The sequence below is a fragment of the Martinezella calliandrae genome, assembly GCF_030272695.1.
Taxonomy (GTDB): Bacteria; Pseudomonadota; Alphaproteobacteria; order Rhizobiales; family Rhizobiaceae; genus Rhizobium; species Rhizobium calliandrae.
Genome location: NZ_JARFYN010000012.1, coordinates 1 through 23810 on the forward strand (window position 1 = coordinate 1; position 23810 = coordinate 23810).

At 60.7% G+C, this 23810-nt stretch carries 24 protein-coding genes and 3 pseudogenes; 17 read left to right on the forward strand and 10 right to left on the reverse strand.

The features are described 5' to 3' along the window. Positions 1-204: 204 nt before the first annotated feature. Complete coding sequence (locus PY650_RS11405; RefSeq protein ID WP_285879341.1) at positions 205-1428, forward strand: argininosuccinate synthase; 1224 nt, start codon at positions 205-207, stop codon at positions 1426-1428. Positions 1429-1497: 69 nt separating this feature from the next. Here the strand turns inward: PY650_RS11405 and PY650_RS11410 are convergent, their stop codons facing one another. Further along, positions 1498-1980, reverse strand: coding sequence for a MarR family winged helix-turn-helix transcriptional regulator (locus tag PY650_RS11410; protein ID WP_285879343.1), 483 nt, complete (start codon positions 1978-1980; stop codon positions 1498-1500). Between the two features lie 159 nt (positions 1981-2139). Here PY650_RS11410 and PY650_RS11415 point away from each other — a divergent pair, with 159 nt between their 5' ends. Together PY650_RS11415 and PY650_RS11420 are read left to right on the forward strand one after the other, a co-directional pair. Then, on the forward strand, positions 2140-2781 hold the full coding sequence (locus tag PY650_RS11415; protein ID WP_285879344.1) for a LysE family translocator: 642 nt from the start codon (positions 2140-2142) through the stop codon (positions 2779-2781). 98 nt (positions 2782-2879) lie between these two features. Further along, entirely contained in the window at positions 2880-4943 is a 2064-nt protein-coding gene (locus PY650_RS11420; RefSeq protein ID WP_285879345.1) for a M3 family metallopeptidase, read from the forward strand. A 97-nt stretch (positions 4944-5040) separates the two neighbouring features. Here the strand turns inward: PY650_RS11420 and PY650_RS11425 are convergent, their stop codons facing one another. Next, complete coding sequence (locus PY650_RS11425; RefSeq protein ID WP_285879491.1) at positions 5041-5505, reverse strand: MarR family winged helix-turn-helix transcriptional regulator; 465 nt, start codon at positions 5503-5505, stop codon at positions 5041-5043. Between the two features lie 82 nt (positions 5506-5587). Between PY650_RS11425 and PY650_RS11430 the strand changes: the two genes are divergently transcribed. From PY650_RS11430 to ppa, 5 genes are all read left to right on the forward strand, one after another. Beyond that, the gene (locus PY650_RS11430; protein ID WP_285879346.1) at positions 5588-5998 is read left to right on the forward strand and encodes a DoxX family protein; all 411 of its coding nucleotides are present in this window, start codon (positions 5588-5590) and stop codon (positions 5996-5998) included. Positions 5999-6021: 23 nt separating this feature from the next. After that, entirely contained in the window at positions 6022-6705 is a 684-nt protein-coding gene (locus tag PY650_RS11435; RefSeq protein ID WP_285879347.1) for a glutathione S-transferase family protein, read from the forward strand. A gap of 239 nt (positions 6706-6944) precedes the next feature. After that, positions 6945-8762 (forward strand): translational GTPase TypA, encoded by a 1818-nt coding sequence (gene typA / locus PY650_RS11440; protein ID WP_285879349.1) that lies wholly within the window; start codon positions 6945-6947, stop codon positions 8760-8762. 207 nt (positions 8763-8969) lie between these two features. Further along, complete coding sequence (locus tag PY650_RS11445) at positions 8970-9476, forward strand: GNAT family N-acetyltransferase (RefSeq protein WP_285868540.1); 507 nt, start codon at positions 8970-8972, stop codon at positions 9474-9476. 124 nt (positions 9477-9600) lie between these two features. Further along, positions 9601-10137 carry an inorganic diphosphatase gene (ppa, locus tag PY650_RS11450; protein ID WP_120705797.1) on the forward strand — a complete coding sequence of 179 codons (537 nt, stop codon included), beginning with the start codon at positions 9601-9603 and terminating at the stop codon, positions 10135-10137. Here the strand turns inward: ppa and PY650_RS11455 are convergent, their stop codons facing one another. Both PY650_RS11455 and PY650_RS11460 read right to left on the reverse strand, forming a co-directional pair. Beyond that, a complete protein-coding gene (locus PY650_RS11455; RefSeq protein WP_285879351.1) occupies positions 10138-10452 on the reverse strand; it encodes a DUF167 domain-containing protein in 315 nt (104 codons plus the stop codon). Further along, positions 10449-10772 (reverse strand): YggT family protein, encoded by a 324-nt coding sequence (locus PY650_RS11460; protein ID WP_285879352.1) that lies wholly within the window; start codon positions 10770-10772, stop codon positions 10449-10451. Before PY650_RS11460 ends, PY650_RS11455 begins: the two co-directional genes overlap by 4 nt. 112 nt (positions 10773-10884) lie before the next feature. Between PY650_RS11460 and PY650_RS11465 the strand changes: the two genes are divergently transcribed. Genes PY650_RS11465 through PY650_RS11475 form a run of 3 tightly spaced genes read left to right on the forward strand, consistent with a single transcriptional unit; the run spans position 10885 to position 14300 of the window. Continuing rightward, positions 10885-12141 (forward strand): MFS transporter, encoded by a 1257-nt coding sequence (locus PY650_RS11465; protein WP_285879355.1) that lies wholly within the window; start codon positions 10885-10887, stop codon positions 12139-12141. 48 nt (positions 12142-12189) lie between these two features. Then, positions 12190-13203, forward strand: coding sequence for an HlyD family secretion protein (locus PY650_RS11470; RefSeq protein WP_285879357.1), 1014 nt, complete (start codon positions 12190-12192; stop codon positions 13201-13203). Continuing rightward, positions 13200-14300 (forward strand): FUSC family protein, encoded by a 1101-nt coding sequence (locus tag PY650_RS11475; RefSeq protein ID WP_285879359.1) that lies wholly within the window; start codon positions 13200-13202, stop codon positions 14298-14300. Before PY650_RS11470 ends, PY650_RS11475 begins: the two co-directional genes overlap by 4 nt. A 29-nt stretch (positions 14301-14329) precedes the next feature. On the opposite strand, the pseudogene PY650_RS11480 reads toward PY650_RS11475, so the two are convergent. The 6 genes and pseudogenes from PY650_RS11480 to hemC all read right to left on the reverse strand — a co-directional run bounded on the left by PY650_RS11480 (position 14330) and on the right by hemC (position 20181). Continuing rightward, positions 14330-15064, reverse strand: a pseudogene (locus PY650_RS11480) (glutamine amidotransferase). Beyond that, positions 15057-15542: a tellurite resistance TerB family protein gene (locus PY650_RS11485; RefSeq protein WP_285879361.1), complete on the reverse strand. Its 486-nt coding sequence runs from the start codon at positions 15540-15542 to the stop codon at positions 15057-15059. The pseudogene PY650_RS11480 and the gene PY650_RS11485 overlap by 8 nt, the downstream one beginning before the upstream one ends. Before the next feature lie 12 nt (positions 15543-15554). Then, complete coding sequence (locus tag PY650_RS11490; RefSeq protein ID WP_285879363.1) at positions 15555-17159, reverse strand: heme biosynthesis protein HemY; 1605 nt, start codon at positions 17157-17159, stop codon at positions 15555-15557. A gap of 15 nt (positions 17160-17174) precedes the next feature. Next, the gene (locus tag PY650_RS11495) at positions 17175-18434 is read right to left on the reverse strand and encodes a COG4223 family protein (protein ID WP_285879365.1); all 1260 of its coding nucleotides are present in this window, start codon (positions 18432-18434) and stop codon (positions 17175-17177) included. A 79-nt stretch (positions 18435-18513) separates the two neighbouring features. After that, on the reverse strand, positions 18514-19245 hold the full coding sequence (locus tag PY650_RS11500; protein ID WP_285879367.1) for a uroporphyrinogen-III synthase: 732 nt from the start codon (positions 19243-19245) through the stop codon (positions 18514-18516). A 6-nt stretch (positions 19246-19251) separates the two neighbouring features. Continuing rightward, the gene (hemC, locus tag PY650_RS11505; protein ID WP_285879369.1) at positions 19252-20181 is read right to left on the reverse strand and encodes a hydroxymethylbilane synthase; all 930 of its coding nucleotides are present in this window, start codon (positions 20179-20181) and stop codon (positions 19252-19254) included. 84 nt (positions 20182-20265) lie between these two features. Between hemC and tsaD the strand changes: the two genes are divergently transcribed. The 6 genes and pseudogenes from tsaD (at position 20266) to PY650_RS11535 (ending at position 23800) form a co-directional block, all read left to right on the forward strand. After that, a complete protein-coding gene (gene tsaD / locus PY650_RS11510; RefSeq protein WP_285879371.1) occupies positions 20266-21363 on the forward strand; it encodes a tRNA (adenosine(37)-N6)-threonylcarbamoyltransferase complex transferase subunit TsaD in 1098 nt (365 codons plus the stop codon). Continuing rightward, positions 21360-22349, forward strand: a complete 990-nt coding sequence (locus PY650_RS11515; RefSeq protein WP_285879372.1) for an NAD(P)H-dependent glycerol-3-phosphate dehydrogenase — start codon at positions 21360-21362, stop codon at positions 22347-22349. The genes tsaD and PY650_RS11515 overlap by 4 nt, the downstream gene beginning before the upstream one ends. Positions 22350-22394: 45 nt before the next feature. Next, a pseudogene (locus PY650_RS11520) lies at positions 22395-22607 on the forward strand (hypothetical protein); the annotation flags it as partial. A 4-nt stretch (positions 22608-22611) separates the two neighbouring features. Next, positions 22612-23004 (forward strand): annotated as a pseudogene (locus PY650_RS11525) (PIN domain-containing protein). Positions 23005-23071: 67 nt separating this feature from the next. Beyond that, positions 23072-23365, forward strand: a complete 294-nt coding sequence (locus PY650_RS11530; RefSeq protein WP_285868525.1) for a YciI-like protein — start codon at positions 23072-23074, stop codon at positions 23363-23365. A gap of 3 nt (positions 23366-23368) precedes the next feature. After that, complete coding sequence (locus tag PY650_RS11535; protein ID WP_285879373.1) at positions 23369-23800, forward strand: EVE domain-containing protein; 432 nt, start codon at positions 23369-23371, stop codon at positions 23798-23800. The last annotated feature ends 10 nt before the right edge of the window (positions 23801-23810 follow it).

Consider the following 23810-nt stretch of genomic DNA (forward strand, 5'->3'; position numbering starts at 1 on the left):
CGCAAGGCCGAATATCTCCATTCGACGCAAACGAAAACGATCCGGATGGTCCGACGAATTCGCAAGAACTGTCATCGCTCAAATGCGATAGCCCTGGCCTCCACCGCACTTCCCCTTGCGCCTCGCGATAATCTCGCTAAAAGTGCCGCGATACAGGGTTGGCGGGCCTCTCCGCAGGCTCGCATCGAAACGGACCTCATCACCATGGCATCACATAAAGACGTGAAGAAAGTCGTTCTCGCCTATTCTGGCGGTCTCGACACCTCGATTATCCTGAAGTGGCTGCAGACGGAGCTCGGTGCCGAAGTCGTCACCTTCACCGCCGATCTCGGTCAAGGCGAAGAGCTGGAGCCGGCGCGCAAGAAAGCCGAGATGCTCGGCATCAAGGAGATCTATATCGAGGACGTGCGCGAAGAGTTCGTGCGCGATTTCGTCTTCCCGATGTTCCGTGCCAATGCCGTTTATGAAGGCGTCTATCTGCTCGGAACGTCCATCGCACGCCCGCTGATCTCCAAGCACCTGATCGATATTGCCCGCAAGACCGGCGCCGATGCGATCGCCCACGGCGCGACCGGCAAGGGCAACGACCAGGTGCGCTTCGAACTGTCCGCCTATGCGCTGAACCCCGACATCAAGATCATCGCCCCTTGGCGCGATTGGTCGTTCAAGAGCCGCACCGACCTGCTCGAATTCGCCGAGAAACATCAGATCCCGGTTGCCAAGGACAAGAAGGGCGAAGCACCGTTCTCGGTCGATGCCAACCTGCTGCACTCCTCGTCCGAAGGCAAGGTTCTGGAAGATCCAGCGCAGGAAGCGCCGGAATATGTGCACATGCGCACGATTTCGCCAGAGGCGGCTCCCGACAAGGCAACCGTCATCAAGGTCGGCTTCGAAAAGGGTGACGCCGTTTCGATCAATGGCCAGCGCATGAGCCCGGCGACGTTGCTGGCAACGCTTAACAATTACGGCCGTGACAACGGCATCGGCCGCCTTGATCTCGTCGAGAACCGCTATGTCGGCATGAAGTCGCGCGGCGTCTACGAGACCCCAGGCGGCACGATCCTGCTTACCGCCCACCGCGCTATCGAATCCATCACGCTCGACCGTGGCGCCGCTCACCTCAAGGATGAGCTGATGCCGCGTTACGCGGAGCTGATCTATTATGGCTTCTGGTTCTCGCCGGAACGCGAAATGCTGCAGGCGCTGATCGACAAGAGCCAGGAGCATGTCGAAGGCGAGGTGACGCTGAAGCTTTACAAGGGCAATGTCATGGTCATCGGCCGTGAAAGCCCGAAGTCGCTTTATTCCGACAAGCTGGTGACATTCGAAGACGATCAGGGTGCCTACGACCAGAAGGATGCGGCTGGCTTCATCAAGCTCAACGCCCTGCGCCTGCGCACGCTCGGCAAACGCAATCTGTCGAAGTAATCATAATTTCGATGACAAACGCCCCGCCTCCGGTCGGCGGAGGCGGGTTGGATCGGAAGGTGCCTGGTCTTACTCCACGGCCCTCAATTCGCGTTCCATCTCTGCCGGTTGCTCCGCGTTCTGCAAATTGCTGCGGAAAGTGCGAAGCGCATGCTGAAGGTCATCCTGCAGGCAATGATCGAAGCCTTGCATTGCGTCCTTCTCCACCGCATAAATCTCGCAACCGATCTGCTTCAGCTTGGCGCCGGCCGCCTCCGACAATACGATGCGCTTGGCCCGACGGTCGAGCGGATCGGGCTGGCGCTCGATCAGACCGCGCGCCTGCAATTTGTCGAGAAAGGCGCTGACCGTCATCGGCTCTAGCCCCATGCGAACGGCTATATCAAGCTGACGGCTGCCGTTGACGGCGGCGACCTGGATCAGCGTGCGCGCTTCACCTGCGGTCAGGCCAAGTCCTGCAGCCATAATGCGCCGTTCAAATGCTGCTCGCATTAGCCGGGCGCAATCCGCCACAAGAAAGGCAAGTGAATCCGTATCTATCCTGCTGCTCATCAGCGCTTCCCTACCTACGCTTGTTTTTATGCCCCGATAAATCTTTATTGATTTCACCCCTCGAATACAATGGGTTCTTCATTCCTCAAGCAACTTGTTTAGCTTGACCGGATTTGGCGCCTTGTTAATCTGCCGCCATCACCATCGGGAACTTCCAATATGACGCAATCACTTATCGTCGGTGCCTTCCTGGCGGCGCTGTTCTATGTGCTTATTCCCGGGCCGGCTTTCCTGGCATTGCTCGGCATTGGCGCGGGGCAGGGGCGCAAGGCCGGCGCTTTCTTCATGAGCGGCCATCTCGTTGGAGACCTCGTCTGGTCGTCGCTCGCTCTGGTTGCAATTGTGGGGGCAAAAACTATCGGCACCTTTGTTTTCGATCTGCTGGGATTGCTTTGTGGATTCTATCTCGCCTGGATCGGCTGGAATGCCGTTACCGCCAAGCCGAAAGGCGACGGCAGGGCGTTGCTCAATGTCGACCGCCCGTTCCGCCGCGGCCTGATTTTCGGCGTTACCAATCCCAAAGGATATCCCGTGGCCTTGGCAACCTTTACCGCGCTGGTGGCGGGTTCGTCCGGCGCATTGACGTTCAACGCGCTGCCGCTACTGCTCACTGTTTCCTTCACCGGCTTCATCACCGCCGACATCATCCTGATCGGCATTATCGGAGCGGGCACGGTCCGGCGTTTCTATCGTGCTCACGAGCGGCTGATCGTGCGCTGCTCCGGGGTGCTTTTCATGGGCTTTGCGGCTCAGGCGCTGTGGCACGCGACACCCGGTTTGCTCGGCTGGCGTAAAGCCTGACCAACCCTCATTATTTGTTCCACCCCCGCCATACCAATTTGGCGGATGGGGCCTTATATCGGTGCTTCGATCAGATGCCTGCCGAAAGGACCTCTCGCATGTCTTCCCAAACCGCCGTTAACCCAGCGCTCGTCGAATGGACCGGACACAAGGGCCTGCCGCGTTTCGACGCCGTGAAGGACGCCGATTTTGCGCCTGCCTTCGAAGCAGCTCTTGCGTCGCACAACGCGGAGATCGATGCGATTGCCGACAATGGCAAGGCGCCGACATTTGCAAACACCGTTATCGCGCTCGAAATTGCCGGTGACGAGCTGTCGCGCGTGTCCTCTCTATTCTGGAACCGGGCAGGGGCGCATACCAATGAGGTGATCCAGGCCCTGGAGCGTGAGATCGCACCAAAGCTGTCGCGACATTATTCGAAGATCGGCATGAATGCCGCGCTTTTCGCCCGTATCGACGCTCTGTGGGAAGCGCGCGAAGACCTCGACTTGACGGTGGAAGAGACCCGCGTGCTGGAACGGCATTGGAAGGGTTTCGTGAAATCAGGCGCCAAGCTGCCGAAGGCGGCACAGGAGCGGCTTGCCGAGATCAACGAGAAGCTGGCGGGCCTCGGCGCGCAGTTCGGGCAGAATGTGCTCGCCGACGAAAAGGACTGGGCACTGATCCTCTCCGAAGAGGCTGATCTTGCCGGTCTTCCCGATTTTCTGAGGGATGCGATGGCGGCAGCAGCGCGCGAGCGCGGCGAAGAGGGCAAATATGCCGTCACGCTTTCGCGTTCGATCATCGAGCCCTTCCTGACATCGTCGGAGCGTCGTGATCTGCGCGAACAGGCCTTCAAGGCTTGGGTCGCTCGCGGCGCAAACGGCAGCGGGACCGACAATCGCAACATCATCAAGGAAACCCTGGCGCTGAGGGCCGAGAAGGCCAAGCTGCTGGGCTATGGCAATTATGCCGAACTGAAGCTCGACAATACCATGGCCAAGACGCCGGAGGCGGTAAACGAGCTCCTGAAAACCGTTTGGGTAAAGGCGGCGGAACGAGCGCGCGAGGAAGAGGGCGACATCGCCGCACTGATCGCAGAGGAGGGCCGCAATCATGAGGTCATGCCCTGGGATTGGCGGCACTATGCCGAGAAAATCAGAACGCGGAAATTCGATTTTTCGGAAACGGAACTGAAACCCTATCTGCAGCTCGAAAAGATCATCGCCGCCTGCTTCGATGTCGCCGGCCGTCTTTTCGGCATCCGCGCTGTCGAGCAGAAGGGTGTTCCCGCCTATCACCCAGATGTCCGGGTCTTCGAGATCCGCGACCGCTCCGACAAGCTGGTGGCGCTGTTCCTCGGTGATTATTTCGCGCGCAGCTCGAAGCGCTCCGGCGCCTGGATGAGCTCGTTTCAGTCGCAGCATAAATTGCAGCTGAAGAACGGTCACATCGGCGAACTGCCGATTATCTATAACGTCTGCAATTTTGCTAAGCCCGCCGAGGGCAAGCCGGCGCTGCTGTCGATAGACGACGCCCGCACGTTGTTCCACGAATTCGGCCATGCGCTGCACGGCATGCTCTCAAATGTCACCTACCCCTCGGTTTCGGGCACCGGTGTTTCCCGCGATTTCGTCGAGCTGCCGTCGCAGCTTTATGAACACTGGCTGACGGTGCCGGCGATCCTCAAGGAATATGCCGTCCATTACGAGACCGGTGTGCCGATGCCGCAGGCGCTGCTCGACAAGGTTCTCGCCGCCCGTACCTTCAATGCCGGTTTCAACACCGTGGAATTCACGTCGTCGGCGCTCGTCGACATGGCGTTCCACACCCGCGGCGCGGTCGAGGACCCGATGGCGGTGCAGGCCGAGGTGTTGTCGGAGCTCGGCATGCCGAAATCGATCGTCATGCGCCACGCCACGCCGCATTTCCAGCATGTCTTCGCCGGCGATGGTTATTCGGCCGGCTATTATTCGTACATGTGGTCGGAAGTGCTGGATGCCGATGCCTTCGCCGCTTTCGAAGAGACCGGCGATGCTTTCGATCCGGATATGGCCGAGAAATTGAAGGCCAATATTTATTCCGTCGGCGGCTCGATCGACCCGGAAGATGCCTACAAGGCCTTCCGCGGCAAACTGCCGAGCCCGGATGCGATGCTCCGCAAGAAGGGCCTGGCGGCTTGATCTTTGCCTTCGGCATGCAAAAGTCGGTTGCGAAAGGTCAACTTTTGCGACCGATTTGTGTGGCCACGTTTGGTTTGGTTTGATTTTGCCTGGTCAATCAGGATTTGCGCGAAAGCAGAGCCAACAGCTCGGCCAGTTGATCGGCCTGGGCGTCGTCTAGCTTGTCGCCTAGGTGGCGTTGAAGCGCCGAAGCATAGACAGTCCACATGCGGTCCCGCATGGTACTGCCCGCCTCGGTGATAACGACCCAGCGGCCTCGGCCGTCCTCGGAAAATACCTCGCGGTGAACAAAGCCAGCCTTTTCCATCCGGTCGAGAAGGCGAGACAGGTTGTGTTGTGCCAGGAGCGTGCGCTCCTCAATCTCATAGGGTCGCAACCTGCCCCCCGCGGCCCGCGCCAGCTCCAGCAGCACGTCATACCAGCTGAGTGGCGGCAGGCCGGCCGACTTGAAGTCTTGCTCGATCGCGGCAAGCACGATCTGCTGAGTGCGCATAAGACGTACCCACGCTCGTGTGATGGCGGGCGAGGGTGGCGTGGTTTTTACATCTGAGCAATCGGGCATGGATGCAATTACATCTACATTGACCGGACTGGCAAGTCCGGATATAGATGCAATTACATCTATATCGATCGGAGTCTCTTTCATGCCCCAAGATCGCTCAACTCGCTACGCCGTGACTCTGCTGCGCATCAGCCTCGGGGTGATGTATCTCGCCCACAGTGTCGTGCTCAAATTTCTTACTTTCGGCCTTGCCGGAACGGTTACCTATTTCCAATCTATCGGACTGCCCGAATGGCTGGCCCACGTCACCATTGCTGCCGAAGTCGTGGGCGGTACGATGCTGGTTCTCGGCATCTATGCGCGCTGGGTGGCCCTCGCGCTGATCCCGGCGCTGCTCGGTGCAATCATCTGGGTGCACGGCGCCAATGGATGGGTGTTCACGGCGCCGGGCGGCGGTTGGGAATATCCGCTCTATCTGATGGTCCTTTCCCTCGCCCAATTTCTGCTCGGCGACGGCGCCTATGCGCTGCGTCCGTCCCGCGCCATCAGCTGAATCCGACAATAGGAGATTTGATCATGCCCCACGCAAAGCTGATCCTCGTCAGCCACCACCTCTGCCCCTACGTTCAGCGGGCCGCCATCACGCTTGCTGAAAAGTCTGTGCCATTCGAACTCCGTTACGTCGATCTGTCGGCGAAACCCGACTGGTTTCTCGCCATTTCTCCGCTCGGCAAGGTACCTCTGCTGATCGTATGGCAGGACGACGGAGCAGAAACGGTTTTGTTCGAGAGCGCAGTGATCTGCGAATATCTTGAGGAAACCCAATCTGGTGCTCCGCTCCATCCGGCCGATCCGCTGGCGCGTGCCCGGCATCGCGGCTGGATCGAGTTCGGCTCCTCCATCCTTTCGGATTTGTGGGGCTTTGAGACCGCCAAAGAGGAGGGGATCTATCAGGCCAAGCGCAATGCGCTGATCGACAAGTTCGGTCGTGTTGAAGACGAATTGAATGATGGTCCGTTTTTCGCCGGTGGGGCGTTCAGCCTCGTCGATGCGGTCTTCGCACCGATTTTCCGGTACTTTGACGTGTTCGATACCATCACATCGACCGGCGTATTTGATGCGTTGCCGCGTCTCGTGGCATGGCGCGCGGAATTGGCTTTGCGGCAAAGTGTGCGGGATGCGGTGACGGGTGACTATCCCGATCGCCTCAAGGTCTTTTTGAGGGATCATGATGCATGGCTGCTGAAACGCGCCGCCTAACGGATTTGCGGGAATCCCGGCTAAGGCGGCCGCCTTCATCTGATATTGGCAACATCGCCGAACGGTGGCTTTTGGTATCGGTTGGCGCGAGGTTGGCATATTCGTGACACGCGAAGGCAAGCTTACCGCTGCTTTCGCGCCTCCCCCCTTTCGCAAACGCGAAAAAAAGGCTATGAGCGCGCCAAATGAAATTGGCCTGTTCACTTTACACAGCGCCTCAGCCTCAGAGATACAAGATTATGGCACTCCGCAACATCGCGATTATCGCGCACGTTGACCATGGGAAAACCACCCTCGTTGACGAGCTTCTGAAGCAGTCCGGCTCCTTCCGCGAAAACCAGCGCGTTGCCGAACGCGTGATGGATTCCAACGACCTGGAAAAGGAACGCGGCATCACCATTCTCGCCAAGGCGACCTCAGTCGTCTGGAAGGATACCCGCATCAACATCGTCGACACCCCCGGCCACGCCGACTTCGGTGGCGAAGTCGAGCGCATCCTGTCGATGGTGGACGGCGCGATCGTTCTCGTCGACGCTGCCGAAGGCCCAATGCCGCAGACCAAGTTCGTCGTAGGCAAGGCGCTGAAGGTCGGCCTTCGCCCGATCGTCGCGATCAACAAGATCGACCGTCCGGACGCTCGCGCCGACGAAGTCATCAACGAAGTCTTTGATCTCTTCGCGAACCTCGACGCCACCGACGAGCAGCTCGATTTCCCGATCCTCTACGGTTCAGGCCGTAACGGCTGGATGAACTATTCGCCGGAAGGTCCGAAGGATGAAGGCCTGGCGCCGCTGCTCGACCTCGTCGTCAAGCACGTTCCGGAGCCGACCGTCGGCGAGGGTCCGTTCCGCATGATCGGCACGATCCTGGAAGCCAACCCCTTCCTCGGCCGCATCATCACCGGCCGCATCCATTCGGGCTCGATCAAGCCGAACCAGGCCGTCAAGGTTCTAGGCGCCGACGGCAACACGATCGAAACAGGTCGTATCTCCAAGATCCTCGCCTTCCGCGGCATCGAGCGTCAGCCGATCGAAGAAGCACAGGCGGGCGACATCGTCGCTATCGCCGGCCTTTCCAAAGGCACGGTTGCCGACACCTTCTGCGACCCGCAGGTCACCGCGCCGTTGATCGCGCAGCCGATCGATCCGCCGACCGTCACCATGTCCTTCATCGTCAATGACAGCCCCTACGCCGGCACCGAGGGCGACAAGGTCACCTCGCGCGTCATTCGTGATCGCCTGTTCAAGGAAGCCGAAGGCAACGTCGCGCTGAAGATCGAGGAAGCCGAAGAAAAGGACTCCTTCTACGTCTCCGGCCGCGGCGAATTGCAGCTCGCGGTTCTGATCGAGACCATGCGCCGCGAAGGCTTCGAGCTTGCCGTCTCGCGTCCGCGCGTCGTCATGCATAAGGACGAGGACGGCCAGTTGCTAGAGCCGATCGAGGAAGTCGTCATCGACGTCGATGAGGAGCATTCGGGCGTCGTCGTGCAGAAAATGTCGGAGCGCAAGGCTGAAATGGCCGAGCTGCGTCCTTCGGGCGGCAACCGCGTCCGCCTCGTCTTCTTTGCACCAACCCGCGGCCTGATCGGCTATCAGTCGGAACTTCTGACGGATACGCGCGGCACGGCCGTCATGAACCGTCTGTTCCATGATTATCAGCCGTACAAGGGCGAAATCGGCGGCCGCGTCAACGGCGTGCTGCTCGCCAACGAAGCCGGCGAAGCAGTGGCCTACGCCCTGTTTAACCTGGAAGATCGCGGCCCGATGATCATCGACGCCGGCGAGAAGGTCTATGCCGGGATGATCATCGGCATCCATACCAGAGACAACGACCTCGAAGTCAACGTTCTGAAGGGCAAGAAGCTCACCAACATCCGCGCCGCCGGCAAGGACGAGGCGGTGAAGCTGACCCCGCCGATCCGCATGACGCTCGACCGCGCGCTCTCATGGATCCAGGACGACGAGCTGGTAGAGGTGACGCCCAAGTCGATCCGCCTGCGCAAAATGTACCTCGATCCGAACGAGCGTAAGCGTTTCGAGAAGGCTCGCTACGCATAATAGCGCGACCTGTACCGCTTCGGACGAATTGACCCCGGCCACTGCGCCGGGGTTTTATTTTGTGTGTTCGATTTTTGAGCCCTTGTCGCAAAGGTTAAAAATGCGTTAATTTTCAGTAGCCGTCCACGGATAAAGACTGTGGGCAAGTTGCTGATCCGCATGATTTGTGGATGGTTAATTCTCGCTGGCGGGACCAGAGTAGCCGTTATGAAGACGTTGTCGATCGATGTTCGGCGGGCTGAACCGCATGATGCCCGGGCCATTTCCGAGGTGCATCGCCTGTCGTGGCAATACACCTACACCGGCATCATTCCGCATCGCGCGCTCAGCCATATGATCGAGCGCCGTGGCGAAGCCTGGTGGCGCAAGGCGACCAGTGGCCCGGCGACGCTCCTGGTTCTCGATGTCGCAGGCGAGATCGCCGGCTACGCCACCCTCGGTCTCAACCGCGCCCGCGCATTGCCACAGGAAGGCGAAATCTACGAGCTCTATCTTCGCCCGGAATATCAGGGCATCGGCCTCGGCCGGCTTCTCTTCGGCGAGGCGCGCCGGCTCTTGAAATCTCTGGGCTGCAAGGGACTGGTCGTCTGGTGCCTTGAGGAAAACGAGAATGCCGACCGCTTCTATCGCGGTCAGGGCGGTGCAGATTTCTGCGAGGGTATCGAGACCTTCGACCGTAAACAGCTCAAGAAGATCGGCTTCGTCTGGCCCTGAGGCCGCCTGCTGCGACGTTGACCGCGACGGTCGATTAAAACCCCGCGTCGCGTCAATGCCTTGTTGCGTTGCGTCATGAATCCGATTATCTGGCTGCAGCAACCATCCTTATTAGGGGAGACGCATGCGCATCGACGCGATTTCCATTGGCAAGAACCCGCCCGAAGACGTTAACGTCATCGTTGAAGTTCCGGTCGGCGGCCATCCGATCAAGTATGAAATGGACAAGGAGGCCGGCACGCTGGTCGTCGACCGTTTCCTCTACACGCCGATGACCTATCCGGGCAATTACGGCTTCGTCCCGCACACACTCTCCGAAGACGGCGACCCGATCGACGTCCTCATTGCAAGTACCCGTCCGCTGGTTCCGGGCTGCGTCATCAACGTGCGTCCGATCGGCGTGCTGATGATGGAAGACAATTCCGGCAAGGACGAAAAGATCATCGCGGTTCCCTCGCCGAAGCTGACGCTGCGCTACGAGAAGGTCAAGGAACACACCGACCTGCCGGAAATTACGCTGAAGCAGATCGAGCATTTCTTCGAGCACTACAAGGATCTGGAGCCCGGCAAGTGGGTGAAGATCTACGGCTGGAAGGGTTCCAAGGAAGCCGGCGAACTCATTCTCGAAGCTATCGAGCGCGCCAAAAAGGCGAAGGCCTGATCAGTTTTTCGGCAGAGCTTTCAATCTGCCTATCAAATCCTCCGGGTCGCCATCGATCCGGAGGATTTTTTTACGCGCCGTATCGCCGGAGATCAGGCTGACCGCTGATTTGGCAATGCCAAGGTTCTTGGCAAGCAACACGATCAGCGCCTTGTTGGCTTTACCCTTTTCCGGCACCGCGGAAACACGCGCCTTGAGATAAGCCTCTCCGTCGGCACCAGTCTCAAACCCGTCGATCGCATCACGCCCACCATTGGGCGTGAGCCGGACGGATAGTCTCACATGGTCGGCAAAAGCCTGCCAAGCCCCGCTCACCGGCCAAATATCGGGTAAAGCGTGTTCCACATTAGGGAACGGAAGAAGAAAATGATCAACAGCAGGATGATGGGCGAAATATCGATGCCGCCGAGATCGGGCAGCACGCGCCGGATCGGGCGGAGCGCAGGCTCCGTGACTGCATAGAGGAAACTTCCAACCGAGTTGACGAACTGATTGCTCGAATTGATGACGTTGAAAGCATAGAGCCATGAGAAAATAGCACTAGCGATCAGCACCCAGGTATAAAGATTCAAAGCCAGATCAATGGTTTGAAATAAGGCAAGCATATCCGTCTCCATTTCGCGGTTGACAGACATGTAGACATTGGCGACTTAACGGGCAAGTCCCATGCTTTGAAGCGCGCTGAATCATGTTTAACAGGCCGGGCGGGCGTTCTGCGCATTTCCCCTGGTCGGAGAGCCTCACCTCATGACGTTGGTTGCCAGCGGAGACCGGCTTGCCGCGTTCAGACACATTGCCTACGTTTATTTCTTTTTTGCTCGTTTTCTAACGGCTTTCGCCACCCAGGTCGTCAGCGTGTCCGTTGGCTGGCAGATGTACGACCACACCGGCAATCCGATTTATCTCGGCCTGATCGGCCTGGTGCAGTTCCTCCCGTCCCTGCTTCTGATCCTGGTGACTGGTACGGTGGCCGATCGCTACAACAGGCGTATGGTGGCTGCCGTCTGCATTCTCGTCGGTACGATTTGTGCGGCGGCATTGCTGTTCCTCACCGTTTCCGGCACCTTCGCGCCGCTTCCGGTTTTCCTGATCCTCGCCGTATTCGGCGTCGAGCGCGCCTTCATGACGCCGGCGACGCAGTCGCTGGCACCGAATCTCATTCCGCCAGAAGACCTGGCGAACGCGGTGACATGGAATTCCATGTCCTGGGATGCGGCCGCCATTCTCGGCCCAGTGGCCGGCGGCCTGCTCTACGGCGTCGGCCCCAGCGTTTCCTATAGTGTCGCCGTCCTGTTCTTCGCCGCCGGTTCGCTGTTGACCTTCCTCATTCCGAAACCGCAGCAACGCGTTGCGCATGAAGCGAGGAGCTTGAATGAGATCCTCGCCGGCTTCCGTTTCATCTGGTCGGAAAAGGTCGTGCTCGGCGCCGTCTCGCTCGATCTCTTTGCCGTGCTCCTCGGTGGTGCGGTGGCGCTGATGCCGATCTACGCACGCGATATTCTGACGCTCGGGCCTTGGGGTCTTGGCCTGTTGCGCGCTGCTCCGAGCTTCGGCGCCATTGCCATGGGCCTGCTTCTGGCGACCTATCCCATTCGCCACCGCGCGGGGATTTGCATGTTCATCGGCGTCGGGATGTTTGGGCTGGGAACATTGATTTTCGGCGTCTCTCATACGCCGTGGCTGTCGATTGCCGCACTCGCCATCATGGGCGCATCGGATCTGATCTCGGTCTATGTCCGCGAAACTCTGATCACACTCTGGACGCCGGACCATGTGCGCGGCCGCGTCAACGCCGTGAACATGGTCTTCGTCGGCGCGTCAAACGAACTCGGCGAGTTCCGCGCCGGCACGATGGCGCACTATTTTGGCGCCGTCCCTGCCGTGGTCATCGGCGGTATCGGCACATTGGCCGTTGCGATCATCTGGGCAAGCGGCTTTCCACAATTGCGCCGGATCGACAGTCTGAACGCGCCGGAGCGCGACGGCGAGCCGCAATTGGCGTGAGCCAAAATTTTCTTGTCATCATGGCAAGAGCGCGCGCATGTTGTCGCCATGAGCAACACGACGAGCAGCGAACCGATCGATCCAGATCCATCTGCTCCGCCGCCGGCCGCGTCCATCGAGCGCCGGCGTGCGTTCCGGCTAGTTGCGGGTATAGCAAGCCTGCTGGCGCTATGGGCGGTTTGGCAGGTCTTGACGTCGTTCGTCGCCTATACGGACGATGCCTACGTCACCACGAATTTCGTGGCGGTCGTCCCGCAGGTGACGGGCGTGATCGTGAGCATCAATGTCGCCAACGACCGGCAGGTGCGACGCGGCGAACTCTTAGCGGTGATCGACAAGGTACCGTTCCAACTCGTCGTGGATCAACGCAAAGCTGCATTGCAGGAGGCGGCTGCGAACCACAAGCTTGTCAGTGACGATCTAGCCGCCGCCCAGAATCGGCTGACGACTGCGACGGCCGTGCTCCAACAGGCCGGCGATGATCAAAAACAGGTAACCTTGACTGCTGCCAATGTTATTTCCGCCAATCAGCAGGCAACCATGGAGCTGGCAGCGGCGCGCGAGGCGGTCGACAAGGCATCTCAGTCGGTTGCCCGCCAGGAGGCGATCGTCGCGCAGGCCGAGGCCGCGCTGGCCTTGGCAGAATGGCAGCTCGGCCAGACCGAGATCCGCGCACCGGTCGACGGCACGGTCAACAATCTCTCCGTAAGCGTCGGCGATACAGCATCCGCCGGAAAGGCGCTCGTCGGCATCGTCGATGCGGAAGGCTGGCGCATCGTCGCAAACTATAAGGAGAACTACGTCAGGAAGCTTGAGCCCGGCAAAGCGGCGTGGGTATGGCTCGATACGCATCCCTGGCGTCCCTATCGCGCTCGCATCGAGGGCGTGTCGCGTGGCATCAGCAGGGGTCCCGATCAAGATGGTATCCTGCCCTATGTCGCCCCCACCACGGATTGGATCAGGTTGAGGCGCCGCTTCCCGGTGACGTTGAAGCTGGTCGAACCACCATCCGACCTCACCCTCTACATGGGGTCGGATGCCAGCACACTGATTTTCCCATGAGGCAGGCTCTCGCAGAACTCGTCGGTGCCATCCGCGGCGAGTTGGCGGAGTTGACCATTTCCGGCCCACGGGCGCGGCAAGCCAATATTGCGGCATTGGCGGTCGGCCTCGCGCTCGTCCTCGCTCTGATCCTGAGGCTCAACAATTCCTGGTGGGCCGGGATCAGCGCCTTCCTGTGCGTGCAGGCGAACCATCCGCAATCCTGGCAAAAGGGCGGGATGAGGATAGTCGGAACGCTTATCGGCGCGGCGGTGAGCTTTGCGCTTGTGCCCTGGGCGGTCTATGATCCCGTGACGACGCTGCTGCTTCTTTTCGCGGCCGGCACGCTCGCTATCCTAGGCGCGTTGCTGAGCCCCCATGGCTATGCCTGGCAGCTCGGTGGGATCACGGCCATGATGATCACCCTCGGGGCGCTGGACGATCCAACGCTTGCGCTTTCCATTGCCTTCTACCGCACAGTCGAGATCATACTCGGCACCGCTACGGCTCTAGTGGCGACACGGCTGCTGGCGCCCGCGGAAGCCGGAGCCACGGTGCCGTCGCCTGGCTGGCAAAGTCTGCTGGGCCGCAACTGGCATGTATTGTCTCATGCCATGCGAACCGGAATGGCGGTTGCCGCCGTGCCTTTGGTCTGGCGGCAACTGGAGCTGCCCAACCTCACTCAGATGGCGATCTCAATCGGCGCGGTCATGGCCGTCCCCGCCCTTACAGGGATCTCGGATCAGGACCAATCTGCGATCGCCCAGCGGATGCTGCAGCGGATAGCCGGATGCCTGCTGGGCGGCTTTTTCGGTGCGATGGTGCTGTTGGCGCCGATCAGCCAGTTTTTCGTGCCCTGGCTCGCGCTGCTGATGGCGGGAACATGGCTTGCCATGCAGATCCAGAACGGGAGGCACGGCATCGCCGGTGTCGGCGCGCAGGCCGCCATCGCGCTGATCCTGACGCTTGCGCAAGATGCGGGCCCCGCAACCAGTCTCGGACCGGCCGTCAACCGCATCGCCGGGATGATCGGGGCGATAGGGCTGCTGCTGCTGGTCAACCTGTTGCTCGGCCCGCCGATTGCAGCTCAATCAGCGGGTGATGAAAATCGAGGCTGATGCAGAGCCATCGCATGATGTGAGGCCCATCAAGCGGCCATCGCCTGCTTGCCCTCGAAAACAAGATCGAGGAATTCAGAGAGCCAGGCTCTGAGGGCCGGGTCGAAGATCATGCGGCCTTCCAGATGCTCGCGACCCTTTTGAGCGTTCGGCATGCAGAAGCGGTGTTCGCCGTGCACCACCCAGCGCTGCATCATGGCACGGGTAAGTTCGGCATGGAACTGCAGGCCCCAGGCATTGGCGCCATAGCGATAGGCCTGGTTGGGATAGGTCTCGCCGGTCGCCAGCAGATCGGAGCCGCGCGGCAGGTCGAATCCTTCACGATGAAAATGGTAGACCATTTGTGGCCAGTGGCGCATCAAAAAGCCGCCCCCTTTCGGTCGACTGCAGCGGATACCAGCCAATTTCGGTCTTGCCGTCGTCGCGCGCTTTTACTTTGGCTCCGAGGTGGCGGGCGAGCATCTGGGCGCCGAGGCAAATGCCGAGAAAGGGGCGATTTTCCTTCAGTGGCACGTCGAGCCAGTTGATCTCGCCTTCACGAAATCGTCGGGATCATTCGCGCTCATCGGTCCGCCGAAGATCACCGCGCCGGCATGGCCCTCCAACGTGGTCGGCAGTCCGTCGCCGAGCACCGGCCGACGGATGTCGAGATCGTAGCCCTTCTCCAGAAGCATCTGGCCGACGCGGCCGGCGCTGGAGCGCTCCTGGTGCAAGACGATCAATACCGGCCGCTGCCTACCCCTCCGCTGAGGGGCTTCAATCATCATCCCCGGTCCCCACGTTGCGGCCCGGGGCTCGGGCGGCTGCCTCCTGACGTTTCATGACGCGCTCGCGATCGGAAATGCCCATGAGATCGGCAATGCGCCAAATGGCATGGTCCTCCATTTCGCTGCGTTCGCCATCAGCATAGACGATGTCCCACAGGATGCCGAGAAGCTCGAGGCGCTGTTCGCTGTTGAGGTGCCGCTTCAAGTCGGACGTGAAGCGATAATAGTCGACCGCCTCGCTTTCGGCCTGCTGGCCGGCGGCGATCAGCGCATCGAGCTGGCGGCCGTCGAGACCGTATTGGCTCTTCAGCAGCTTGCGCAGCCGCTTTTTCTCACTCTCTTCGATCTTGCCGTCCGCCTCCATCACCTGGAAACAGAGCGCCGCAACCGCGATGCGCGGATCGTCTGGAGCAAAACCGGGTTTGGGGTGGTCCTTGGTGAGATTCTGAAAGAATTCCTGAAAGCGTTCGAACATTCGGTTCCATTCTTAGAAGAGCTTGAGCCGTGTCTTGGGTTCCGGTTCAAACTTGGGATCTTTCACGCCCGGATCATCCGGCGCACCGCCGAAGAAGGGTCGTGGTTCCGGCTCCTTCGCCGGCTCGAATTTGGCGGCGGATGCGGCTGGCGCAGGCTTCGTCGCAATCGGTTCCAATTCTATAACAGATGTGCCGGCAGCCGACGACGCAACTGTTGGTGAGGCAGATTTTACCGCCGCGGTTGCGGAGGCTGCCCCGTGTACCGGGGGTAGCGATCTCAGCGCGGCATCGACCGACACGGCCGTGCCCTCTTCCACCGGCCCCTCGAGCTGGCCGAAAGGCGCCTTCCATTCGAAGGCGTCGAGCCTGCCGGTGATGGGCGACAGCGGCAGCCATTTGTCGGAGATGAAGCCATCGGCGACCCAGGCCGGATCGCGCGGCGCGCGCAGTGCCTGCGCCATCCAATGGCGAACGCGGCCCTGATCTCCGGTCTCGGCCTCTTCAATATCGGCCAGCAGCAGGAAGGCGCCTTCACGGGTATCGATGCGGGCCGCAGCCTCGGTCTTGGCACGGGCCTTGGCGAAGTCGCGGGCGTCGAGCGCCGCCTTTGCCGTGATCAGCAGCGCTTCGACATTGTTCGGGCGGATCGCTTCCAGCCGCTCGGCACGCTTCAGCCGATCAGCGACGGAATCACCGCCGCGGGCGCGGACATAGGCTCTGCCGATTTCCGGATGCGGCTCTGCCTTCCAGGCCTGTTCGAGAATGGATGCAGCCTTGCGCGCCTTGTCTTCGCGAAACAATGCCTTGGCGGCTGTCAGTGCGGCCGGCACGAAATCGGAGACCAGCTTCAGCGCGGCCAGCGCGTCGTCACGGGCGCCAGCCGGATCGCCTTCGAGCTTTTCATTTGCACGCGCGGTCAGCAGCACGGCCCGCTGGCGGTTGGCTGTATCCTTATCGATGACGCGAGCAATCTTCTGCTGGTCGAGAAGCTTGATGGCTTCGTCCCAATCACCGGCCTGGCTGCGGTATTCCATTGTCGCTTGCGCCGCCCACGGCAGATAGGGGGCTTGGTCGGCGGCCCTTTCTGCATATTGGCGTGCAGCCTCGTGCGCGCCGAGCCGCTTGGCTTCGAGATAAAGGCCACGCAGGCCGAGTTCGCGGGTTTCCGGATCGTTGGCCATCCGCTCGAATTTTTGGCGAGCCTCGTCATGCTTGCCCTCGATCAGCGCGGCCTGGGCTTCGAGCAAATTGATCAGTGGTTCCTGGTCGGCGCGGATCAGGCCGCGCGAGCGCGCGGCCATTTTGCGGGCCAGCAGCGCGTTGCCGGCTCCTGCGGCGATCAGTCCGGTCGACAGCGCCTGATAGCCGCGGTCGCGCTTGCGGGCGCGGAAATAGCGGGTAACGGAATGCGGCGAGGTCCAGATCAACCGGATGAACCACCAGACCACCATGGCGGCGGCGATGAGCGCGATCAGGATGGCGGCTGCGACGATGAGCTTGGTCTGGTAGAGTTCGCCGCCCCAGACTAGCGTAAGATCGCCGGGACGATCCGCCAGCCAGGAAAAGCCATAGCCGAGTGCCAGGACGAGAACGGCGAAAATAAGCAGTCTGATCATTCTCTCACCCCGTCCTCAGCTCTGTTTTCCGGTGTCGGCGATTGCCTTCGACAGTGCTTCGCCGACCAAATCTTCGACGCGGATACGAGCTTCCAACGATTGCTTGAAGGCGGCCGAAGCCGATTTGGCGGCATCCGGCAGGCTGTTCCACTCGGTGACGGCGGCGGGCAAATCGCCGTTCTTGACCTTGTCCTCGAAGCGGGCGGCGATGGCCGCGATGCTGTCGCCGGAGACGTTGCCGACCGGGCGGACTTGCACCAAGGATTTGGCGCTCGTGAGCAAGCGGTCGCTCCAGCTCTGGTTCGGGTCGTCCTGCTGCGTCGAACCGACGATCGCCGTCGCGACATCGGATACGCGGCGAATTAGATCGGCGCGCGAGGGAATGCCGGTCTGGGCGAAGGACTTCAGATCGGCGACCGCGGGGTCGTCAGGCGCCACATTGGCGAAGGTGTCGAGTTCAGGCTGAAAAGGCCCACCGCGATCGATCGCCGCCTTCAGGGCTGCTGCCGCGATGGCGCGGGCGACAGCGCTTTGCTGGCTCGGCGCGTTCAGCTTCTTTTCGGCACTGTCAAGGCGCTTGCTGACGTCGGCGTTGGACGAAGCCTGGTTTTGCGCCGCCTGAGCGAGGCTCGCCTTTAGTTGTTCCACTTGGGCGCTGAGAGCGGCGATCCTCTGGTCGGCATCGCCGTTGCTTGCACCCGACGATCCTCCTGCGGCCGTGCTGTTGGCCGCTTCGAGTGCTGCGACGCGGGCGGTCAGGGCTGCGTCCGGTGTTGCCGCGGGAGCAGCGGCGAGACTGGACACCGTCTGTTTCAGCCCGTCGATTTCGGCTGTGAGCGCGGCGATATTGGCGGAATTGTCCTTTGCAGCCCTCCCACTGGGCAGGAGGCCCGCATATTGAATGGCGCCAGCGCCGATGAGAGAGATCAGGCCGCCGACAATGCCTGCAGCGATCAGACCTGACGTTGCGCCCTGCTGTCGCGGGGAAGCAAACGTTTGCCCGGCGCGGGAAGGCTCGGGTTCCTGCGCGGTCCGGGCTTTGGGCTCATCTGCCGCAGCATCTGCGACGGGCTGGTCGATGTCTTCCCGCAGCGGCTCTTTCTCGGTTTCCAGCGGTATTTCCGTCTCATTGGCGGACGAGCTGCCGGGCTCGCTGTGATTGCGCTCCGTCATCTCCTTGTCGGCCGCGGCTTGAGTGGTTTCCTCGGCTTCCAGGTCGATCGTGATCGGCTCGTCGTTGGGCTTCGAATGGCTTGGCGGGTTTCCCGATACCATGAGGTCCTCTTTTCATGCGCTGCAGCGAAAGTAGACAGACAAGTCGATTATGGAAAGAGCTTAGATCAAAATTGCGACCTCACTTCGCGGCCAGAAGCGCCAGAAGGCTGTCTTCGCCCGGCAAGGCGGCGATTTCCACAAGAGATCGCAGGGCCGCCGGCACCGCTTCGGTAATTGCGTCGCTGAGGCATAGTATTCGTGTCCGGGTCAAGGTATCGGCGTGCTCGCGCAGAAAGGGCAGGGCGAAAAAGCGGCGGGCGGTCTCGCGCGAATAGAAGAGGATCGCGTCCGCAGGGATCTCAGCGAGGACAGAGGTGAGCATCCCGTCATCGGGTATGACTTCCTTCATCCGATAGCATTCGACCGTCCGGAATGCGATCCCGAAGTTCTTCAATTGCGCCTCAAATCCAGGTGCGCGCGGGGAGCCCGTGAGATAGAGCAGTGGTGACTTTCTGAATTCGGGGGAGTGTCCGACGATCAGGTCCGCCAGCCGCGCACCGTCGCTGCCGCCAACTCCCACAACAACCTCAAAGCCGATCTCTCGGGCAGCCTGTGCCGTCGCCGTGCCGACCGCAAAAACCGGCCAGTGGAAAAACGGCTGCAACGAAGGCTGCACCTGTTTCAGGACGCGCATGACCTCGGCGCTGGTAATAGCGATAGAGCCGCTTGTTTCTTCCAACGCTTTTAGAGCTGCCTCGGCATCGTGCACAGGCTCTGCCAGCGGCAGAAGCAGCGGGTCATGGCCCATCTGCGCAAGCCGCCGGGCGGTGCGTTCACCCGAATGCGTAGGACGGGTGACGACGACGCGCATGGGATGTCATGTCCAATCTTCGAAGAAGGTGCTCCCGGCCTCGGCGCGGATCGCCTGGCCGGCATTTGTGCCAAGCGCTTCGGCGTCCCGGCGATGACCTTCGATGGTGGTGGTGTGCACCTGCCGGCCATCGGGCGTCAGGATCATGCCGAAGAACCTGATATGGTCACCCTCACAGACGGCATAACCGGCGATCGGTGTACGGCACGAGCCATCGAGTGCTGCCAGGAAACCGCGTTCGCAGGAGACGGTGTCGAAGGTCGGGCCATCATTGATGGCGGAAAGCAGGTCGTTGATCCTGCCGTCACTGATAGGGCTTTCAATGCAGATCGCACCCTGGGCTGGCGCCGGCGGGAATTCGTTCGGATCGAGAATGTCGGTGATCACATCCACCTTGCCGAGCCGCTTCAGGCCGGCAAGCGCCAATAGCGTCGCGTCGGCGTGGCCCTCTTCCAGCTTGCGAAGCCGGGTTTCGACTGAGCCGCGAAAGGTGATGACGTTGAGATCGGGACGCAGGCGGCGGATCAGCGCCTGGCGACGTAGGGACGCGGAACCGATGGTCGCGCCGTGCGGCAGGTCGATCAGCCTTGGTGCCGTACGGCCAATCACGGTGTCTCGGATATCCTCGCGGGGCAGATAGGCCGACAGCGCCAAACCTTGCGGCAGCTTCGTCGCCATGTCTTTGGCAGAATGGACCGCGAAATCGAGCTCGCCGGAGGTCAGCTTCTGCTCCAGTTCCTCCGTAAACAGGCCCTTGCCGCCGATCGCCGCCAGGGAACGATCGATAATGCGGTCGCCCTTGGTGGTCAGAACGACGATCTCAAACATTTCCTCGGGCAAGCCATGTGCTGCCATCAGGCGGTCGCGGACTTCGTGCACTTGGGCCAGTGCAAGTGGGCTGCCGCGCGTGCCGATCCGGAAAGGTTTTGTTTGCATCCGCTTTGATCCGTTGTTACCGACAGTTCCCGTAACCATATTTCCGCTTCATCGCAATCGACCAACAGGCAACGAACAGCTTCCATGGCGCCCATTCTTCGCATTCTCGGCATCGAAACAAGCTGCGACGAAACCGCCGCGGCCATTGTCGAGCGCCGGGACGACGGCACCGCCACAATTGCCTCCGACGTAGTTTTGAGCCAGTTGGACGAGCATAGCGCCTACGGCGGTGTCGTGCCGGAAATTGCTGCGCGGGCCCATGTCGAGGCGCTGGATACGTTGATCGACGAAGCATTGAGGCGCGCCAATGTGTCGCTGTCCGATGTCGACGCCATCGCGGCCACATCCGGTCCCGGTCTCATTGGCGGCCTGCTTGTCGGGTTGATGACCGGCAAGGCGATTTCGAGGGCGACCGGCAAGCCGCTATATGCAATCAACCATCTAGAGGGCCATGCGCTGACGGCAAGGCTGACGGATGGCCTTACCTTTCCCTATCTCATGCTGCTGGTCTCCGGCGGCCACACACAGCTGATTTTGGTGCGCGGCGTAGGCGAATACGAGCGCTGGGGTACGACCATTGACGACGCGCTGGGCGAAGCCTTCGACAAGACAGCAAAGCTGCTCGGTCTGCCTTATCCGGGCGGCCCAGCGGTCGAAGCGGCGGCGAAGAACGGCGATCCGGATCGGTTCGATTTTCCGCGCCCGCTGGTTGGCGAGACCCGCCTCGATTTTTCCTTTTCCGGCCTGAAGACCGCGGTGCGACAGGTGGCAACGGCGATAGCGCCGGTGACCGAACAGGATATAGCCGATATCTGTGCTTCCTTCCAGAAAGCGATCTCGCGCACGTTGAAGGACCGGGTCGGGCGCGGCCTGCAGCGCTTCAAAAAGGAATTTCCGAAGACGGCGGACAAGCCGGCGCTGGTGGTTGCCGGCGGCGTCGCGGCCAATCTCGAGCTGCGCCGCACGCTGTTGGAACTCTGCGATCGCAATGGTTTCCGCTTCATCGCGCCGCCGCTGAGGCTGTGCACCGATAACGCCGTGATGATCGCCTGGGCGGGGCTGGAGCGCATGGCGACAGGTGCAGCGCCCGACGGCCTTGATGTGCAGCCGCGCTCGCGCTGGCCGCTCGATCAGAAGGCGGAAACCCTTTTGGGGCACGGCAAACGAGGAGCGAAGGCATGAGCGATAGTGAACGGATCGCAGTGGTCGGCGCCGGCGCCTTCGGCACGGCGCTTGCTGCTGTCATCGCCTTGACCGGCAAGAGCCAGGTGACGCTGGTCGGGCGCAATGCTGCGCTGATGGCTGATCTCACAGCGGATCGGATGCATGACACGGCGTTGCCGGGTATTGATTTGCCGGATGCGCTGCAATTTTCCGCCGAGCCTGACGCGATTTCAGACGCCGGCATCGTGCTCTTCGCCATGCCGTCGCAGGCACAGGCGGATGCGGCTCGTCATTATGGGCCTTATCTCGCCGAGGATGCCGTGGTCGTCACATGCGCCAAGGGCATCGACAAGGTATCCGGCGACCTCTTGACCGACATGTTGGAACGGGAATTGCCGCACCACGCCATCGCCGTTCTCTCCGGACCGGGTTTTGCCAGCGATATTGCCAAGGGCTTGCCGACGGCAATGGCGATCGCGGCTGCGGATATGGCGGTGGCGGAGCGGCTGGCACAGGCAATATCAGGCCCGACATTCCGCCTCTACGCTTCTTCCGATCGGGTCGGCGTGCAGCTCGGCGGCGCGTTGAAGAATGTGCTGGCGATCGCCTGTGGCATCGTCGAAGGATGCGGCATCGGCGATTCGGCGCGTGCGGCGCTTATTAGCCGCGGCCTGGCGGAAATGTCACGATTTGTGTCCGCCAAGGGTGGCAAGGCTGAGACGGTGCGCGGGCTCTCCGGCCTCGGTGACCTTGTGTTGACCGCGACCAGCCACCAGTCCCGCAACCTGCGCTTTGGTATCGCGCTCGGACACGGCGAAACGGGCGATCCATCGCGTGGCGAGCTGGTTGAGGGCGCCTATGCCGCCTCGATCGCGGCGCGTCTAGCGCGGGGGCTTAGTGTCGATATGCCGATCATCGAAGCGGTCTCGGCCATCATTGACGGCAAACTGGATATCCCGACGGCGATCGAGCAATTGATGACCCGGCCGATTACGACGGAATAGAAAGCTCGAGCATCGGCTGCGCACTGGATATAACCGGAGGCGATGATGGGCGGCTCGCAAAAACGCGCGATTCAGAATTATCGTTCTCGTCTTGAAGAGCGTGGTCTGGCTCGCTTCGAGGTGCTTGGCCTTGATGGTGATCGTGCTCTCATTCGTTCGTTGGCGCGACGTCTTGCGGAAGCAGAGGCCGAATCGGCCCGCATCCGTAGTATCATGAACCAGGCGATCTCCAGCGAGCCGCCGAAAAAAGGCGGCGTCTTCGATCAAGCCTGAGCCGGCGCCTAACCTGCCGGTTGGTTTCAAGCACAGATAGATGATGACCTGTTCATCGCAGCGTCTACAATTGCCGAGATTCAGCGCGGGATATTGATCAAACCGGCAGGACGCAAACGGGACGAGCTCGAAACTTGGTTTCTCGGCCCGCAAGGACCGCTGGCATATTTCGCCGGACGCATTCTTTCCTTTGATGAGAGTGCTGCCTTAATTTGGGCACAGCTTATGGCGGAAGGTCGGGCAGCCGGGCGACGGCTCGACCCCACGGACATGTTGATCGCCGCCGTTGCGATCGCGAATGAATGCGTTTTCGCAACGGACAATGAGGCGGACTTTTGGGGGTCTCGACATTATCAATCCGCTTCGCGCAGAAACAAGATGACCTTCGCTTGATGAGGCTTTATCCATCATCCTCAACAATCTGCTGATTTCCATAGGAGAATAGAATCATGCTGTTTGCCTTTGTCTGCAAGGATAAGCCCGGTCATCTGAATGTCCGGATGGAGACCCGCCCTGCCCATGTCGAGTATTTGAACAAGCTCAATGCCGAGGGTACCTTGAAAATGGCGGGTCCTTTCCTCGACGCCGAAGGCAAGCCGAACGGCACGCTTGCCATCGTCAGCGCAGAAACGATCGAAGCAGCAAAGGCGATTGCCGATGCCGATCCCTATACCAAGGCCGGCTTGTTCGAGAACGTCGAGATCAAGCCCTACAACTGGGTCTTCAACAATCCGGAGGCATGAAGCATGGCGCATTGGCTGTATAAATCCGAACCGGCGTCGTGGTCTTGGGAGGCGCAGAAGAGAGCCGGCGAAAAGGGCACGGAATGGACCGGCGTGCGCAACTATCTCGCCCGCAACAACATGCGAGCGATGCAGATCGGCGACAAAGGCTTCTTCTACCATTCCAATGAGGGGCTGGAGATCGTTGGCATTGTCGAGGTCTGTGCACTGTCACATCCCGATTCGACCGCCAAGGACGACCCGCGTTGGGACTGCGTGGACATCCGCGCCGTCCGCGATATGCCGAAGCCGGTGTCGCTGAAGGATATCAAGGCCAATCCAAAGCTTTCGCAGATGGCGCTGGTCACCTCGATGCGGCTTTCCGTGCAGCCGGTGACCGACGAGGAATATCGCGAAGTCTGTCGCATGGGCGAACTGGACAATCCGCCTGTTTGAAACCTCTGAC